The 15,889-nt window shown below is 68.2% G+C and carries 15 protein-coding genes; 7 read left to right on the plus strand and 8 right to left on the minus strand.

Going from position 1 to position 15,889, the window contains the following annotated elements; genetic code table 11:
• Positions 1-116: 116 nt before the first annotated feature.
• Both AC0NZQ_RS00115 and AC0NZQ_RS00120 read right to left on the minus strand, forming a co-directional pair.
• Positions 117-2,468, minus strand: a complete 2,352-nt coding sequence (locus AC0NZQ_RS00115; protein ID WP_474527573.1) for a TOMM precursor leader peptide-binding protein — start codon at positions 2,466-2,468, stop codon at positions 117-119.
• Positions 2,443-2,712, minus strand: a complete 270-nt coding sequence (locus AC0NZQ_RS00120) for a hypothetical protein (RefSeq protein ID WP_474527574.1) — start codon at positions 2,710-2,712, stop codon at positions 2,443-2,445. The genes AC0NZQ_RS00115 and AC0NZQ_RS00120 overlap by 26 nt, the downstream gene beginning before the upstream one ends.
• Before the next feature lie 208 nt (positions 2,713-2,920).
• On the opposite strand from AC0NZQ_RS00120, the gene AC0NZQ_RS00125 reads away from it, so the two are divergent.
• Positions 2,921-3,307 (plus strand): hypothetical protein, encoded by a 387-nt coding sequence (locus AC0NZQ_RS00125; protein WP_474527575.1) that lies wholly within the window; start codon positions 2,921-2,923, stop codon positions 3,305-3,307.
• 581 nt (positions 3,308-3,888) lie between these two features.
• On the opposite strand, the gene AC0NZQ_RS00130 is transcribed toward AC0NZQ_RS00125, so the two are convergent.
• Genes AC0NZQ_RS00130 through AC0NZQ_RS00155 form a run of 6 tightly spaced genes read right to left on the minus strand, consistent with a single transcriptional unit; the run spans position 3,889 to position 10,939 of the window.
• Positions 3,889-4,599 carry a TetR/AcrR family transcriptional regulator gene (locus AC0NZQ_RS00130; protein ID WP_474527576.1) on the minus strand — a complete coding sequence of 237 codons (711 nt, stop codon included), beginning with the start codon at positions 4,597-4,599 and terminating at the stop codon, positions 3,889-3,891.
• Between the two features lie 55 nt (positions 4,600-4,654).
• Complete coding sequence (locus AC0NZQ_RS00135) at positions 4,655-6,211, minus strand: class I adenylate-forming enzyme family protein (protein ID WP_474527577.1); 1,557 nt, start codon at positions 6,209-6,211, stop codon at positions 4,655-4,657.
• A gap of 11 nt (positions 6,212-6,222) precedes the next feature.
• Positions 6,223-7,068 (minus strand): SMP-30/gluconolactonase/LRE family protein, encoded by an 846-nt coding sequence (locus tag AC0NZQ_RS00140; protein ID WP_474527578.1) that lies wholly within the window; start codon positions 7,066-7,068, stop codon positions 6,223-6,225.
• A 46-nt stretch (positions 7,069-7,114) separates the two neighbouring features.
• A complete protein-coding gene (locus AC0NZQ_RS00145; protein ID WP_474527579.1) occupies positions 7,115-8,206 on the minus strand; it encodes an ABC transporter permease in 1,092 nt (363 codons plus the stop codon).
• Positions 8,199-9,752, minus strand: a complete 1,554-nt coding sequence (locus tag AC0NZQ_RS00150; RefSeq protein ID WP_474529369.1) for a sugar ABC transporter ATP-binding protein — start codon at positions 9,750-9,752, stop codon at positions 8,199-8,201. The genes AC0NZQ_RS00145 and AC0NZQ_RS00150 overlap by 8 nt, the downstream gene beginning before the upstream one ends.
• Positions 9,752-10,939: a sugar ABC transporter substrate-binding protein gene (locus tag AC0NZQ_RS00155; RefSeq protein ID WP_474527580.1), complete on the minus strand. Its 1,188-nt coding sequence runs from the start codon at positions 10,937-10,939 to the stop codon at positions 9,752-9,754. The genes AC0NZQ_RS00150 and AC0NZQ_RS00155 overlap by 1 nt, the downstream gene beginning before the upstream one ends.
• A gap of 217 nt (positions 10,940-11,156) precedes the next feature.
• Between AC0NZQ_RS00155 and AC0NZQ_RS00160 the strand changes: the two genes are divergently transcribed.
• From AC0NZQ_RS00160 to AC0NZQ_RS00185, 6 genes are read left to right on the plus strand one after another with little or no spacing between them, the layout of a single operon-like run.
• Entirely contained in the window at positions 11,157-12,332 is a 1,176-nt protein-coding gene (locus tag AC0NZQ_RS00160) for a thiolase family protein (protein ID WP_474527581.1), read from the plus strand.
• A 3-nt stretch (positions 12,333-12,335) separates the two neighbouring features.
• Positions 12,336-12,761, plus strand: a complete 426-nt coding sequence (locus tag AC0NZQ_RS00165) for a Zn-ribbon domain-containing OB-fold protein (RefSeq protein WP_474527582.1) — start codon at positions 12,336-12,338, stop codon at positions 12,759-12,761.
• Positions 12,754-13,491 carry an SDR family NAD(P)-dependent oxidoreductase gene (locus AC0NZQ_RS00170; protein WP_474527583.1) on the plus strand — a complete coding sequence of 246 codons (738 nt, stop codon included), beginning with the start codon at positions 12,754-12,756 and terminating at the stop codon, positions 13,489-13,491. The genes AC0NZQ_RS00165 and AC0NZQ_RS00170 overlap by 8 nt, the downstream gene beginning before the upstream one ends.
• Positions 13,488-14,339, plus strand: a complete 852-nt coding sequence (locus AC0NZQ_RS00175) for an HpcH/HpaI aldolase/citrate lyase family protein (RefSeq protein WP_474527584.1) — start codon at positions 13,488-13,490, stop codon at positions 14,337-14,339. The genes AC0NZQ_RS00170 and AC0NZQ_RS00175 overlap by 4 nt, the downstream gene beginning before the upstream one ends.
• Positions 14,336-15,055: a CoA transferase subunit A gene (locus AC0NZQ_RS00180; protein ID WP_474527585.1), complete on the plus strand. Its 720-nt coding sequence runs from the start codon at positions 14,336-14,338 to the stop codon at positions 15,053-15,055. Before AC0NZQ_RS00175 ends, AC0NZQ_RS00180 begins: the two co-directional genes overlap by 4 nt.
• A complete protein-coding gene (locus AC0NZQ_RS00185; protein ID WP_474527586.1) occupies positions 15,055-15,708 on the plus strand; it encodes a CoA transferase subunit B in 654 nt (217 codons plus the stop codon). The genes AC0NZQ_RS00180 and AC0NZQ_RS00185 overlap by 1 nt, the downstream gene beginning before the upstream one ends.
• Positions 15,709-15,889 lie beyond the last annotated feature (181 nt).

Consider the following 15,889-nt stretch of genomic DNA (forward strand, 5'->3'; position numbering starts at 1 on the left):
ATTCACGCAGACGACGTTGACGGCGCAATTTTTCTTCGCCGGATCGCCTGCGACAGCGGGGCTTGGCGGACCGCTCGCGAGTTAGCGACATATCGCGCAAATCGGTCACCCGCTTGCTACAGGAACATGGGACGAGGGTTCAGCTGGTCACGCGAGAGCGGCGACGGGATTCGCCCCAGAGCAACCGGGACGTCGTAGAGCCGGCCGGGGGCCAGCCTGCGCCAGAAGTGCCGAAGGCCGGGGACGAGGACCTTGACGACGGCGAGGTCGACGTCCGGACGGGTCTGGTCGAGGACGAGCAGCTCCAGCCGGTGACGCCGGCAGAGCTCGACCACCGCAGCGACATCGTCCGCGATGTCGTCGGTGGCCCGTGGAGGCATGGGGCAGGACGTGTCGATCTCGGCCGGGTCGAGGGCGGGACGGTCCGGGTCGGGCAGCAGGTAGGGATCGGTCTCGGGCGTCACCGTCTGCCACCACGAGACGAGGGCCGGGTCGTCGGTGGCGTACCGGCCGTCCCCCGGCAGCGCTGCGGAGATCAGCTGGTTCACCTCGGCGACCGCACGGCGGGTGGCGGTGACCGGGTCGACGTGCGCGCCGAAGCCGAAGCAGACGTCCGCCGATCCTTGCCGATCGCCACGCCGCGACACCGCGGCGACCACGGGAACGCCCAGCTCGGTGCTGAGGTCCAGGGCCACCAGCTGCCGACCCAGTCGCTCGTGCGCGGCGTGCTGGTCCCGCAGCCAGCGGTCGCCGCAGTCGGCGAGCTCCACGCCGCGCTGCCGGGTGCGGTTGTACCACCAGATGGCGACCGCATCGCGCTCGACGAGTTCCAGGAATCCCTGCACCACGGCCTCGGCCCGGCACCCCCCGGCGGCGTTGCCGTTGGAGTCGGCGACCACGAATCGTCCGCCCCGGCTGACGCCGTCGATGTCGTAATAGAGCATGGCCGTGGGCAGCAGCCGGTGCCGCTCGGCGGTGAGGGACCAGACCGGCGTCCAGTCGATCTCGGCCGACGGGTCGAAGGGTTCCGGGACGCGGTCGTAACCGGGAGCACCACCGGCCGGCGCGGGCGCTGTAGCGAGCTGGTACTGGCTCTCGTCGAAGAGCATGAGGTCGCGGGGATCGAGGGCGTCGTCCAGGTCGACGAAGCGCGCCGTACGGCGCGGCTCGTCGCCGTGCAGCTGCCCGCTGTAGCGCTCGAGAGCCTCGCAGAGCGCACCCGCCTTCGCGTCCGCGTCGGTCATGCCCTTGCCACCGCAGAGATGCCGCAGGGCTCGCCGCCCGGCAGACGAGGCCGCCGTGGTCGCCACATTGAGCCCCGAGACGTAGACGTGCATGCCCGGCGGGGCACCCGGATCGCGGCGCAGCTCGGGCACGATCCCGGTGACCGGATCGACGAGGTCGCGACAGGCCTCGAGCGTCTCCGCTGCGGTGCGGGTCCGTGCGCCGGCGGTGGTCGGCGTGCCGTCCGGGGCCGGGAGCTTGGGCCGGCTCTCGATGCGGAACGGCGCCATGACCTGCCGGCCGACCAGACCCGGATCGCCGCACCCCGCGCAGTGGGGCCGGCGCGGGGTGGGATGCCGGGAGACGATCGGCGCCGCAGCCGGAGCGAGGTCGTGCACCACGATCTCGGCGGTGGGGACGGGCAGCCCGAGAACCGCCTTGGCCAGCAGGAGCGCGACCTGGCGTGCGCCGATCGACTCGGTGAGCGCCGAGCCCGCAGCTGGCGGCTGCAGCCCGGCCAGCTCGGCCGAGCCGGTGGAACGCAGCCGATTCGCCCGCAGCCGGTGCGTCGCGCAGGCCCAGCAGGCGTCAGCCGGATCCGGGCCGACGAAGGGACCGAGCCAGGTGGCGGATCGGTGCAGGCAGACCGGGAACCAGCGCCGGCCGGCCTCGGCCGCGGCGCGGGCCAGGGCGGACAGCTCGGGCAGGAGGTAGTCGGTGGTGACGACGACGGTGAGCGGCGCCTGCTCCGTCGCCGGCTCAAGACATGCCGGGGCGGCGGTGGGCTGCAGGCCGGCGAGGCGGAGCGCCGCGGCCAGTTCGTCGGTCGGGGCACCCCCCACCGAGACCAGCTCGACGCGGGTTGCCGCCAGACGCTTCGCGGCGGCGTCCCCGTCGGCGCCGGCGAGGTCCCAGAACGTGGCGTCAGCGGACGGCTCCACTGGGTCGGCCGGGTCGGCGACGTAGCCGGCCAGGCCGACCCGCATCAGCATGCCCACCGTCCGGCCGACCTCGACGGCGGAGATCCGGGTGGCTGCCGCGCGACAGAGCTCGGCGAGGTCGCGCGTGCCGTCGAGCAGCGGGACGACGACGGCCGCCTCGGCACCGGGAAGGTCGACGACGCCGTTCTCACCGATCAGCGACACGCCCCCGTCGGCATCGATCGCCGGACGCAGGTGACGCCGCAGCGCGATGCGCTGCGGGGGCGGACCGAGCCCCTCAGGCAACCGACTCCGCGCGGGCATCCGGCGTGCTGAAGCACCAGGTGATACCGGGAACCCGGGACGTCACGCCGGGGCGGCCGGCGGTGGCCGTCCGGTCACCGAGCAGGGACCGTGCACTCTCCGGCAGGCCGCGGGCGGTGAGCACCGAGGCGGGGTCGACCCGGTAGCGCTCGGCGAGGGCGTCGTCCACGCAGAGGTCGAGCGCGAGGGTCGCCAGGGCTTCGGCGGTCCCGTCGACACGGGGGGCGTCCTGCAGGAGCGTCATGTGGTCCAGACCTTTCGGTGCGGGCAGCACGCGTGCCACCCGATGACTGACACAGGGAGGTACAGACCCAGTCTGTCTCCGGAACGAGCGGTTTGGCCACGCTGTTCCACACTGTTCACCTCGTGAGTCCGTCACATGTCTTCTATGAATGCGCCCTTTTCGGACAATTCGACTCGCCTTCGCGGCCCAGGTCGAAGATGCTCGGAGCATGGCTACCAAACTGAACTCCGGATCTCGCAACCTGGCGGCTATCGCGTCCCTGCTCCGCGTGTACGTCGTCGTCGTCATCGGCACCCTCGTGGCGCTGGGTATCCTCAGCGCCGTCAAGGCCGATCAGGCGCCGTCCGAGGCGTGGGGCCACGCCATCATCGTGGCCGTCTTCGCGATCCTCCTGCCGCTGCGGCTCCGGTCCGCGCAGAAAGGTAGCGTCGGCGCGCTCCGCGCCGTCGGCCTCATCTCCGCGGTGCTCTTCCTGGTCAACGTCGTCGAGGCCCTGATCCCGAACTTCGTGCCGCTCTGGATGCGCATCGAGATGATCGGCATCGCCGTCCTCATGGCGCTGATCATCGGGTTCGTCATCCGCGAACGCGTCTGAGTTCGCCGCGCTCGCCCGGGGATGCGAGCGGCGGGCACGACGATCTCGGCGATCTCCACGTAGGCCTGCGCGGCCGACGCCGATGTCCATCCTGCCCTGGCCGTCCGGGCGCACCGAGTCAGCGGGCCAAGTCTCTCCTCCGACGGCGGCCTCGGCGGATCGGCGGCCTCCCCGACCTGCCCGGGGCCAACCGTCATACCACCGTCATCATCGAATGCCGGACGTCCAGCAGGTCAGCGCTGGGCTCACCTACGACCGCTGCCGCCTCCGAGGTCTGAAAACGGAGACGACGCGAGCGACACCGTGCCGCCACAAACCGTCAGCCCTGCTCTGACCCAACATCATCGAGCCTTCCCGATCTCCTCGACGCATTCGGATTCACGCTCGACATGACGTGGAAATCAGGGTTCACGACACCCCGCACGCGTCGGTGCGGCCGCAGGACAACGTGCCCCTGGCAAGCCGTTCGACGAGCCGAGTGTCGGCATGGCGCCAGAACACCCGACGACGCACATCGTCGAGAGAGCTAACCGGCGAGCTCGACAGACTTAGATGTCCCCGTCCAGCTCAGATGTCCCCGGTCAGCCGACACGACGACGTTCCTCCGAGGGAGGCACCGCCGGGTAGAAGGGTTCGAGGTCGTCTGCGAGGGTTGCGAAGAACGCGACGAGATCATCGACTGCGTAGTCGTCCGTAGTTGCGCCCGGGGAGCAGAGCCCGCGCAACGTGTTGGACGCGAACTCGGCAGCGATCCGTTCAACGCTCGCCCCGGCCCCGGGGCGGTACCAGGCCCATACGTAGTTACACATTCCGAAGACCTGCATTGCGGTGAACGTGACGTCCTGGAAGTCGAACGTCGACGCCATGCTGCCGCGTCGCAGGATTCCCGTCATGATCGAGGTGAATTCATTGCGCAGTGTGCGCAGATTCTGGCTGTCGCCCTCGAACGGGAAGCGCGACTGTTCCCGCAGGAACGAGACGGTGCCGGCGCGATCGTCGCGGTGGGCCCGGACGATGCAATAGATCATCGCTGCGAGTTGCCGGTCGGGCTGTGCGACGTGATCGAGGATCCGGTACATCTCGCGAACCCGGCGCTCCATGTACTGCTGATGCGCAGCCACCAGGATCTGGTTCTTGGACGGGAAGTGGTGCACCACGGTGCCCTTGCTGATCCCGAGGGCGGAGGCCAGCAGGGACACGCTGGCCACTTCGAAGCCGTGTTCGGCGACCAGTTCGCTGAACTGGTCGATGATCTGCTGACGCGTCTCCGGACCGTTGCGTCTGTCCGGCACCCGTATCCCCTCCCGCCAGGGGCCACTCCGCTTTCGCGCGGCCCGCCTGCACTAGCTACGAGTCTGACAGCGTTCCGGCGGTCAGCATCTCCCGGATCCGAAATTTCTGGATTTTCTGGGATGGCGTGCGGGGCAGTGAGTCGACGAACACGACCCGGCGCGGCTTTTTGTACCCGGCGAGGTGAGTGCGGCAGTGCTCGATCACGTCCTCGGCGGTAATGGGTTGGCCGTTGGTCACGACGACTGCGCAGACCGCTTCCACATAGACAGGATCGGGCGTCCCCACCACAGCCGCGTCGATCACCGCCGGATGGCGCAGCAGGACGTCCTCGATCTCCGCCGGCGAGATGTTCTCCCCGCCGCTACGGATCATGTCCTTCTTGCGTCCGGCGATGCTGAGCGTGCCGTCGGTGACCACACCGAGATCTCCGGTGTGACACCACCCGTCGGTGAAGGTGGATGCCGTTTCGGCAGGCTTGTTCCAGTACCCGGCAGAATTGGCAGGACTGCGCGTCCAGATCTCGCCGACCTGGCCGGGTGGCAGCCGCTGCCCGGCGTCGTCACGAACCGACACCTCGACGAACGGATAGGCGCGGCCGACGCTGCCCGGCCGCTCGTAACCCATGCCGGGCGCGCTGCATGTAGCCATGGGAGTCCCCTCGGTCAGCCCATAGAGCTGGATGAGGTCTGCCGACGGCGTGATCGCCCTCAGCCGCTCGCACACCGAAGGCATGAGCGCGTCGCCGCCGGTGAAGATCCGCGTGACGCTGGACAGGTCATAGCGCTCGAGCGTCGGGTGATCGACCAGAACGTTGATCATGATGGGAAAGAGCAGCAGGTCGGTGACCCGCTTGCTACTTACGATGGTCAGAACGCGGTCCAGATCGAAGTTCTTGCTCCGCAAGATGACGCCGTGGCCGCCCATCGCCAGCGTGGGCAGGACGTAGTTCTCGAGGCCACCGATGTGGTAGAGCGGGCCGGTCACCATGGTTACGGACTCGGTGTCGAACTTCCACTCCATGACCTGTAGAGCGGCCCACCACGTGGTGGTCGAGTGGGTCCACAACACGCCCTTGGGCTGGCCGGTGGTGCCCGACGTGTACATGATCATCGCGCCGTCCTCCGCCGAGGGCAGCGCAACGTCCAGCGCGGACGTGTCGTTGTTCTCGAGCTCCTCCCACGGGCTGGTCCACTGCGGTCGCTCGGCGGCGGGCCCGAAGGCGATGTAGTGCTTTGCGGGAACGGATTCACGAATCTCGCTGAGCGGAGCCAGCAGCGTGCCATCGCCGAGCACGGCCGCCGAGCCGGAGTCGGTGAGGACGTAGCGCAGTTCCTCGACGCCGAGCCGGAAGTTCAACCGCACTGCGATGGCACCGATGCGCGTGATCGCGAAGTAGGCAATCCAGTACTCGACGCTGTTGAACATCAAGATCGAGACGCGATCACCGGGCCCGATGCCGAGGTCGAGCAACCGACGCGCGTAGGCGTTGGATCGTTCGCCGAGCTCCCGGTAGGACACCGGCGGTTCGTCCTCGAGGCTGAGCGCAGGACGATCGGGATCGAAGCGGGCGACGTCACCGTGGACGTGACGCAGGAAGAACGAGATGTCCATGGGTTCTCCGCTCAGAGTGCGGCCGGGACGTCGACCCGGACCTGGTAGATCCGTCCGTCGCGGACCGTGGTCTCGGCCGGCTGCCAGCTGTTCGACGTCGACAGGAAGAGCGTGTGTCCGTCCGCACCACCGATGGCACAGTCAACGGCCAATTCGTCACCCATGTCGATCTCGTCGGTGATCTCGCCACCCTCGACGACGCGGACGAACTTGTGCTCGACGATGGAGCTGATCCAGACGCCGTGCCCGCTGTCGACCGCGATGCCGTCCGCGGTGCTGGACTCCCAGAGCCGGGCCCACTCCCGACGGTTGCCCAGGCTGCCGTCCTCGGCCATGTCGAAAGCAGTGATGCAGTGCCCCCACGTCTCCGCCACGAGGAGGGTTCGGGTGCCGGGGAGCACGACGGTTCCGTTGGGGAAGGTGAAGCCGTCGGCACCCAGTTCGGCGGTGCCGTCGGGGCGGATGTGGAACACCTGACCGGGCTCGGCGGGCGCCTCGTTGTAGAAGTCGTAGCCGAAGCCCCCGAGGTAGCCGTGGCCGTCGGGTGAGACGCAGAGTTCGTTCGTGGGCCAGTCGGTCAGATGCGAAACCTCTGCCCAGGGCTCGGTCGTGCCGTCGTCGTTGATGTAGTAGATGGTGTTGTCGAGCATGGAGCTCACGACGAGGCGACCGTCTGCGGTCCAGCCCAGTCCGCTCGGCTGACCGTTCAGTTTCCCGACTTCGGTGGTTTGCCGAGACTCCGGGTCAAGGCGCAGGACCTGACCGGTGTGCATGTCGGAGAAGTAGAGGCTGCCGTCGTGCCAGCGGCTCCCCTCGGGGAACCGCAGTCCGCTGATGAGCAGTTCGGGCGTGTCCATAGCGATAGCTCCTATGACTGGATGAGGTGGAAGAGGGCGGATGGCGTCAGAGGACAGCCGCGCTGCGAGCGCGTCGCCGGGTGATGACCGCAGCCAACACCACAGCACCGAGCAGGGCGCAGCCGTTGAAGGTGGGCTGGACCCAGTCGGCCGCCCCGGCCAGGGTCAGACCGTTGACGATGACGGCCACGAGGTAGACGGCGACCACGGTGCCGAGCACGTTGAACGTTCCGGGACGGATGGTGGTGCTGCCCAGGAACACCGCGGAGAGCGCCGGCAGGGTGAAGCCCGGTCCGAGTTGCGGGCTGCCGGAGCCTTGCAGGCCGAGCTGGGCAACGCCGGCGAGGGCCGAGAGAGCCGCGCTGATGACGAGCGTGCTGCAGCGCAGCCGATTGACACCGATACCGACGAGTGCGGCGGCGCGGGCATTGGACCCGATCGCGTAGAGGAATCGTCCGAAGGGTGTGTAGCGGAGCATCACGAAGACCAGCGCGGCGATGAGTGCGAGACCGAAGAGCAGTTTGGGGATTCCGAGCCAATTGCCATTGATCGCCGACACCATGGAGTCGGGCACGCCAGTGATCACCTGGGACTTGCTGTACCAGAGCACGAACCCGGAGATGATCGTGGCGGACGCGGTGGTCACGATCAGCGAATTCACCCCGAGGTAGGCAACGATGTAGCCGTTGATCAGGCCGATGACCGCCCCGGCGGCTACGACGATCACGATGGCCAGCAGCGGATTCATGTGTTGCCGACCCATGAGGCCGGCGGCCAGCAGCGCCGAGGCTCCGAGCACCGCTCCGACGGACAGGTCGTACTGGCCCGCCACGATCGGAACGAGCACCGCCATGGCGACGACGCCGAGCACCGCCTGCCCGGCGAGCAGGTTCTGGATGTTGCTCTGCGTCGGGAAGGTGCCGCTGGTCGCCGGCAGTACGGCAAACATCAACGCGAGTCCGACCAGCAGCACGGGGACGGCAAAGCGCTCCAGCAGCCCGAGGGCCGATCGCCGCGGTGTCTTTCCGCCTGTGGCCGGTGGCGCCGCGACGGTCGGCTCGCCGACGGTCGACGCCGCGGCATTCGGCTCGCTGGCGGCAGAGTCGGCCTGCGGCGCCTTGTGCAATGAGTCAGGCATGGTGAACAACCTCTGCGATCGCGGGCACGGTAAGTTCCGCACCGGTGAGGGTGGCGACGAGGCGACCGCGCGCATACACGATCACCCGATGACAGTGCGTCGCCAGTTCTTGGAAGTCGGAGCTGACCACGAGGGCGCCGGCGCCGGCTGCGGTGGCGGCCGCGACGATGGCCCAGATGTCGGCGCGGGCGCCGATGTCGACGCCCTGGGTGGGCTCTTCGAGCAGCAGCAGCCGGGGATCGCGCACCATCCAACGGGCGACTGACACCTTCTGCTGATTGCCACCGGAGAGGCTGGTGACGTCGATATCGGCCTGCCGGGGCCACACGCCGAACCGCTCGATCGCCCCTTGCGTGGCCCGGCGTTCGCTGCGACGTGACAACAGTCCACGACGTCGATGCACCGGCAGCGAAGCCAGGAGCAGGTTCTCCGAGACGGGCAGTCCCGGGAAGAGGGCTTCGACGAGCCTCTGCGCCGGGAGGTAGGCGACCCCGGAATTCATCGCGGCGCGGGGGTCGGAGCTGTCGAGCGTCTTCCCGTCGAGCTTGATCTGTCCGGTGGTAGCGGGATCGACGCCGAAGACGGTCCGCAATATGGCTGACCCGGTCCGACCGCCGGCATCGACCAGCCCCACGACCTCACCGGATGTGACCTGCAGCGTGATCCCGGACAGGCGCCGGTTGCCCACCTGTTCGATCGAGAGCACGTCGGGCGCCGCCATGACGGGTGTGCGGGGACCTTGCACGTCGTGCTGGACGTCGGTGCCGGTGATCAGGCTGCCGAGGTCAGATTCGGTGGCATCACCGAGACGGTGGGACGCCGCGACGCGACCCTGTCGGAGGACGGTGATGCGGTCACAGACCGTGACGACCTCTCCGAGCCGGTGCGTGACGATGAGCATGGCGTGGCCCGTATCGGCGTAGCGGCGAATGCTGCTCATCAACTGCTCGGCCTGATCCGATGGCAGTGCAGCAGTAGGTTCGTCGAGCACGACGACTGCGCGCGAGTCGTCGCCGACGTCGTGCAGCGCGCGGGCGGCAGCGAGCAGCGTCTGCTGCACCAGCGTCAGGGCGCCTGCCTTGGCGCGCGGGTCGAGCCCGAGGCCGAAGCGATCGATGACCTCGGCCGCATCGTCACGCAACCGGGTCCAGGAGACCAGTCCGCGCCGAGCGCGCAGCCCTGACTCCAGGAACAGGTTCTCTGCCACCGTGAGATCGTCGACGATGCCGAGGTCCTGGTGGATGAAGCGTAAGTGCGCCTGACGGGCGTCGAGCGGCGACCAGTGATCCAGCTCGGCCGTCCGCCCATTGATCGCGATCGACCCTCCGGCGTCGGCGGGGACCACGCCGGCGAGGATCTTGATCAGGGTGGACTTCCCGCTGCCGTTGCCGCCGAGAAGGGCGTGGACCTCGCCGAAGTGAAGATCGAGATCGGCGTCGAGTAGCACCGGGACTGCGGTGTAGGTCTTCGTGACGGCCCTCGCGGCGAGGGCCGGGACGGACCCGGCCCCCGCCGTGCCCGGTGTGGCCACCGAGGCGTCCATCATCAGGCCGAGGCCTTCCACAGCGACTTGTAGGTCGAGATGTAGTCCACCGTCGGGGTGCCGTTCTTGACGTTGCCGTCGTAGTACTTGGGCGACGTGGGCAGGTTGTGCTCCTTGTCGATGGCCTGGGTTCCGATGCCCTGGTCGACCTGTGCCTTGCCGGAGAGAACGCGATTGAGGTCGTCGAGCGCTGCCCATCCGAGACGGGAGAACGGAAGTCCTGCCGCGAATGTCTGCGGGCCGCTACCGGCGATCTGGGCGACGTTGGGCTCGAGGCCGCCGACGCCGGCGAGGATGGTGCCGGGCTTCGCGGCCCGAGCAGCCTGGGCGACGCCGAGGGTGATGAGCGCGTCCACCGGAGCGAAGATGGCATTCGCGTTCGGCTGCTTGGCGACGCCCGCCGCGGCCTTCGACTGCACTCCGTTGCCGCTGTAGTCGGCAGCCATGATGGTGACGCGCTCGTAGCTGCAGCCCTTGCACGCCTTCATCGCGGTTTCGAAGCCCTGCCCGACGTACTTGTCGAAGAGCACGTCGTCTTCGTAGATCTCGACGACCTGCGCCTTGCCCTTGGTCTTGTCGATGATGTAGTTGGCGGCGGTCCGGCCGAGTGATTGCAGGTACGAGGCCAGCGAAGCCTTCGCCCCGCCGAGACCTAGCGACGCAGTGAACAGCGCCTTGCCGCCGACCGAGGGGTCGTTGCAGTCGAAGCTCAACAATCCGTAGACCGCGATGCCGGCGTTGCGGGCCTGCTGCAGGGGAGCCTTCACCGAGCCGCAGTCGATCGCGACCAGCACGATCGCGTTCGCCTTCGCGGCGATGGCCTGCTGGATGAGCGAGCTGTAGGTCGAGAAGTCGAGCTTGCCGTCGGCGACGGTGACGTTCCAGCCGACCGACTGCGCCGCGGCCTTCATCGCATTCGTGGGCGTCGCGCATCCCGGCGCGCCCTGGCTGCACGAGACGATCCAGAGGTTCTGACCGGACTTGATGGCCGGCCCCGAGGTGGGGAGAGATCGGTCGGTGCCGGTGTACGCGGCCTGTACCGCCTTGCTGTTCTTGCTGAGGAAGTCGGCCGAGGTGGTGCCACCTCCGCCCGAGTTGCCGCTGCTGCACGCAGCGAACAGCACGAGGCTGACAGCGGCTGCGGCAGCCGTCTTCAGACGAGAACGGTCGGGGTGCAACAGGCGGCGCATGGTGTCTCCTTCGACGGCCGACGATGTGACCTATGCAACGTGCAGCCGGAACGTATCGTACGACTGTACGAGTTACAAGACTTCCCACTAGGTCGCCAATTCGTCGGTAGATCGGCTACTCAGAGCTATTTTGCGGGTCGAAAGACCCTTGCTTGACGTTCTTACTCGTACGCCCATACGATCCGCTGCATTCAACTATCAAGCATCGGAGGATGCCGTGCGCGCCACGACCGCCGCAGTCGTCGGGATCGGCGAAGTCCCGTCTGGTCGGTTCCCGGACCGATCAGAGATCGAAGCCGCCGTCCTGAGCGCTGCTGCAGCGCTGAAGGACGCCGGGCTCACCCCGCGCGACATCGATGTCGTCATGCCCGTGGGCGCGCTGGCCTCGTCCCAGTTCAACGTCGACCTCGTCTTCTCCCGGATCTGCGAAGAGCTTGGGATGCTGCGCAGCGCTGCCATGAACGTGCAGGTCATGTCCGGCGGCGCCAGCAGCTCGACGATGCTGGCTGTTGCCGAGGCCCTCGTCACGACCGGGGCCGCGCGACGCGTCCTGGTCCTGCACTCGGACAAAGTCGGTTCCCTGCCGCCACAACGTGGCGTCGACCTCTTCGCCACGACCGGCGTTTCGGAGGAGTGGGAGCGGCCCTTCGGACACAACATGAACGCGGTCGGCGCCATGACCTCACGGCGCTACATGCACGAAACCAGCACCACAGAGGAAGAGCTCGCCGCCGTCTGCGTCTCGCTTCGCAAGTGGGCGATGCTGAACCCCCACGCGATGTACCGCAAGGACCTGACGATCGAAGAGGTCATGGGGAGCAAGATGGTGGCGACGCCGCTGCGCTCCCGCGAGTGCAACATGCTCGCAGACGGCTCCGCTGCCTACGTTGTTGCCGCCGCGGACGACGCCGCTGCCATCACCGAGACGCCGGTGTACGTGCGCGGTCACGGATCGTTGATCACCCACTACTCGCTCTCGCAGGACACGGACCTCGCCCATCTCGGCTTCCCGGAGGCAGCGAAACTGGCCTACGAGGAGTCCGGCCTCGGTCCCGACGACATCCACCTCGCCGCCTGCTACGACGCCTACCCCGTCTACCCGCTCATCGCGATGGATGCCCTCGGCCTGTGTCGTGGCGAGCGGGCCGGAGCCTTCGTCGCCGCGGGGCACACCAGCCCCGGCGGAGTCATGCCGATGACGACCAACGGCGGCATGCTCTCCCAGGGCCACACCGGTGCCGGGGGCGGCATCGCCGTCCTCGTCGAAGCATTCCGCCAGCTGATGGGCAAGGCAGGCGACCGCCAGGTACCCAACGCCGTCAATGCCGTCGAAACGGCCTCCGGCGGCACCTGGATGGATTCCCACGTCACCGTGTTGTCGAAGGAGCGCTGAACCATGACCAGCACCCGTCCGATCCCGATCCCCTCGTCCTGGAGTGCACCGTTCTGGGACGCTGCCCGCGACCATCGTCTCGCGTTCCAGTTCTGCCAAGACTGCAACAGCGCGATCATGTTCCCCAAGCGGCTATGCCCCCAGTGCCTCTCCGAGAACCTCACGTGGCGAGACTCCACCGGCCGCGGCGAGGTCTACACCTACGCCGAGCAGCAGGCTGGACCGCCGAGCGGATTCGAGGACCTCGTCCCCTACGTGGTGGCGATCATCCGCCTGGACGAAGGCGTGCAGCTCATGTCGAACATCGTGGGTGACGGCGCCTCCGACGTGCAGTGCGGTGACCGGGTCCGCGTCATCTTCCAGGCCGTCGAGGGCACCGACACCGTCCTGCCGCTTTTCGAGCTGGACCGCGAGCGCGCCGGTGCCTGAAGCGAAGGTTGCCGTAGTCACCGGCGGTGGGGCCGGCATCGGAGAGCGCAGCGCCACCCATCTCCTGAGTCAGGGGTGGGAAGTTCACACCCTCGACGTCTCCCCCGCCGGACCGGAGGGCGCCCGACACCATCAGATCGACGTCACCGACGAGGCGGCCCTGCTCGTCCTCGCCGAGCAGATCGGCCGCTGCAACGCGATCGTCGCCGCAGCCGGGGTGAACCTCCGCCCCCACGACGGTCCGGCCCAGCGCCTCGACCTGGATGCCTGGAACCGAACGCTGTCGATCAACCTGACCGGCACGATGCTCACGGTCCGCGCCTTCTACCCCCACCTGCGGGACGCCGGCGCCATCGTCACTCTCGGCAGTGTCGCAGGAATCGGCGCGATGACCTGGGCCGATGCGTACACCGCATCGAAAGGCGCCATCATCGCGCTGACGCGGTCGTGGGCAGTCGACTACGCGCGGTACGGCATCAGGGTCAACTGCGTGTGTCCCGGCTCGACGGAGACCGCGATGATGGAGGGCGTCCGCGAGCAGTTCTCGGCCGACTCCCGCGTCGAGTTGCCGCAACAACGAATGGCCACTCGTGACGAGGTCGCGTCCGTGATCGCGTTCCTGTGCGGCGAAGACTCGACCTACCTCTCCGGGGCGATCATCCCGGTGGACGGCGGGGCGACGGCGAACGTCGGCGGCATGCCTTTCCCCAAGCGTCGTCCGCGACCGTGACACCGCTGCCGCCCGGCCCGGCCTGGCTCTTCGTCCCCGGCGATCGACCGGACCGCTGGGCCAAAGCCGCCGCACGGGCGGACGCCGTCGTCGTCGACCTCGAGAACGCGGTGGGCGACGAGCAGAAGGCGCGGGCGACGGCACTGTTGGCCACTGTGCGTGATCACGTGGATCCTGCCCGGCTGATCGTCCGGGTCAATGCCGCAGAAACCACGTGGTACGCCGGCGATGTCGCGGCCGTGCGTGCAGCCCATATCAGGTACGTGATGGTGCCGAAGTTGCGGCGCGCTGACGATCTGGCTCGCGTCGCCCGCGACCTTCCCGACGCGCACCTCATCGCCCTGTGCGAGACAGCCGAGTCGATCGACAAGGTCACCGAGATCGCCTCGGCTGCTCGCTGCGTTGCCGTGATGTGGGGCGGTGACGACCTCGCCGCCGACCTCGGTGGCGCCCAGTCGCACTCGATGGACCACACCCTCACCGACACCTCCCGGTACGCGCGCGCCCGGTTACGCTTCGCCGCTCGCGCTGCTTGCGTGGCCGCGCTCGATGCGCCCGTGCTCGCCTTGCGCGCCGACGACGCTCTTCGGGTCGAAGCGCGTTCGGCGTTCGAGATGGGCTTCCACGCCAAGGCATGCATCCACCCCGATCAGGCCCGTGCGGTCAGGGCGGCGTTCACCCCGTCCGACGCCGAGGTGTCCCGCGCCGCCGGGATCATCGTCGCGGCCGAGCAGCACGGCGGCTCAGCCTTCGCACTTGACGGGCAGATGGTCGACGAGCCGGTCATTGCCCTCGCCAGACAACTGCTGTCGCGGCTCGGCGCCGCCGACCCTGGAGGAACCGCATGACGACTCTTCACTCCGACGCCCGGCAAGCGCTCGCCGGCCACCTGCGCGACGGCATGACCATCGCCGTCGGCGGCTTCGGGCTGTGCGGGATACCGCACGACCTGATCGAGGCGGTCCGGGACTCGGGCGCCTCGGACCTGACGATCGTCTCCAACAACATGGGGATCGACGGCGCCGGCCTCGGTCTGCTGCTGGAGAACGGGCAGGTGCGCCGCGCCATCTCGTCCTACGTCGGCGAGAACAAGCTTTTCGCCCGCCAGTATCTCGACGGCGACCTCGACGTCGAGTTCGTACCGCAGGGAACGCTCGCCGAGCGTATGCGCGCCGGCGGCGCCGGGATCCCGGCCTTCTACACCGCCACGGGTTACGGCACCGTGGTCGCCGACGGGAAGCCGACGGCCGAGTTCGACGGGCGCCACTATGTCCTCGAACGAGCCATCATCGCAGACATCGGTCTCGTCCACGCCCACCGGGGCGATCAGGCGGGGAACCTCGCCTACCGGCTCTCGGCGCGCAACTTCAACCCCGTCGTCGCCACATGCGCACGCATGTGTTTCGCCGAGGTCGAGACCCTCCTCGACTCCCATCTCGAGCCGGACTCCGTCATGACGCCCGGCATCTTCGTACAGCACCTGACCGTCGCTTCGCCTCGTACCGCGGCCATCGAACAACGCACCGTCCGCCCTCGACCCCTCACCACCTCCGGAGCCCACTGATGACGACGACCGCAACCGCGCAGACCCGTTGGTCTCGCGATGAGATGGCCGCTCTCGCTGCCGGCGAACTGCGGGACGGCGACTACGTCAACCTCGGTATCGGCATCCCGACGCTCGTTGCGAACCACGTCCCCGACGGCATGCGCGTCACCCTGCAGAGCGAGAACGGACTGCTCGGCATGGGCCCGTTCCCTTACGAGGGTGAAGAGGACGCCGATCTGATCAATGCCGGGAAGCAGACCGTCACCCTCGTCCCTGGCGCCAGCACCTTCGACTCCGCGAGCAGCTTCGCCATGATCCGCGGCGGCCACGTCGACCTCGCGATCCTGGGCGCCCTCCAGGTCGCGGCCAATGGCGACCTCGCGAACTGGACCGTGCCCGGTGCGCTCGTCAAGGGCATGGGCGGAGCGATGGATCTCGTCGCCGGCACTCGACGCATCATCGTCATCACCGACCACGTGGCCAAAGACGGCTCGCCGAAGGTCGTCGATCGCTGCACCCTGCCGCTGACTGGCGTCGGCGTGGTCGACAAGATCATCACTGACCTCGCCGTGTTCGAGGTCAGGTCGAGCGGGCTCAGACTCGTCGCCCGCGCCCCCGGCGTGTCGGAGGATCTCGTGCGGGCAAACACGGGGGCTGCGTTCACCTCGTGACCGGCTGCGAGGGGCACGGAAGCGGCCGGTGCACACGTTGTCGTCGTCGGCGAGGATCTGGCCCCGGAGCCCCGTAGCTATGTCGGGCGCAGCCGGGCCGCGGCAGACGTTCTGGCTCGACTCGCGCGCCATCGCCTGGGTCCTCACGCAGAAGTCGAAGATGAACCGAAACACCGTCAAC

This window comes from Jatrophihabitans sp. sgz311053 (genome assembly GCF_056135305.1).

Excerpts from the sequence above, each read along its gene's own strand:
- AC0NZQ_RS00150 (WP_474529369.1), bottom strand. The coding sequence starts at position 9,752 with ATGATGGACGCCTCGGTGGCCACACCGGGCACGGCGGGGGCCGGGTCC.
- AC0NZQ_RS00120 (WP_474527574.1), bottom strand. The coding sequence starts at position 2,712 with ATGACGCTCCTGCAGGACGCCCCCCGTGTCGACGGGACCGCCGAAGCC.
- AC0NZQ_RS00140 (WP_474527578.1), bottom strand. The coding sequence starts at position 7,068 with ATGGACACGCCCGAACTGCTCATCAGCGGACTGCGGTTCCCCGAGGGG.
- AC0NZQ_RS00145 (WP_474527579.1), bottom strand. The coding sequence starts at position 8,206 with ATGCCTGACTCATTGCACAAGGCGCCGCAGGCCGACTCTGCCGCCAGC.
- AC0NZQ_RS00135 (WP_474527577.1), bottom strand. The coding sequence starts at position 6,211 with ATGGACATCTCGTTCTTCCTGCGTCACGTCCACGGTGACGTCGCCCGC.
- AC0NZQ_RS00165 (WP_474527582.1), top strand. The coding sequence starts at position 12,336 with ATGACCAGCACCCGTCCGATCCCGATCCCCTCGTCCTGGAGTGCACCG.
- AC0NZQ_RS00185 (WP_474527586.1), top strand. The coding sequence starts at position 15,055 with ATGACGACGACCGCAACCGCGCAGACCCGTTGGTCTCGCGATGAGATG.
- AC0NZQ_RS00180 (WP_474527585.1), top strand. The coding sequence starts at position 14,336 with ATGACGACTCTTCACTCCGACGCCCGGCAAGCGCTCGCCGGCCACCTG.
- AC0NZQ_RS00115 (WP_474527573.1), bottom strand. The coding sequence starts at position 2,468 with ATGCCCGCGCGGAGTCGGTTGCCTGAGGGGCTCGGTCCGCCCCCGCAG.
- AC0NZQ_RS00155 (WP_474527580.1), bottom strand. The coding sequence starts at position 10,939 with ATGCGCCGCCTGTTGCACCCCGACCGTTCTCGTCTGAAGACGGCTGCC.
- AC0NZQ_RS00125 (WP_474527575.1), top strand. The coding sequence starts at position 2,921 with ATGGCTACCAAACTGAACTCCGGATCTCGCAACCTGGCGGCTATCGCG.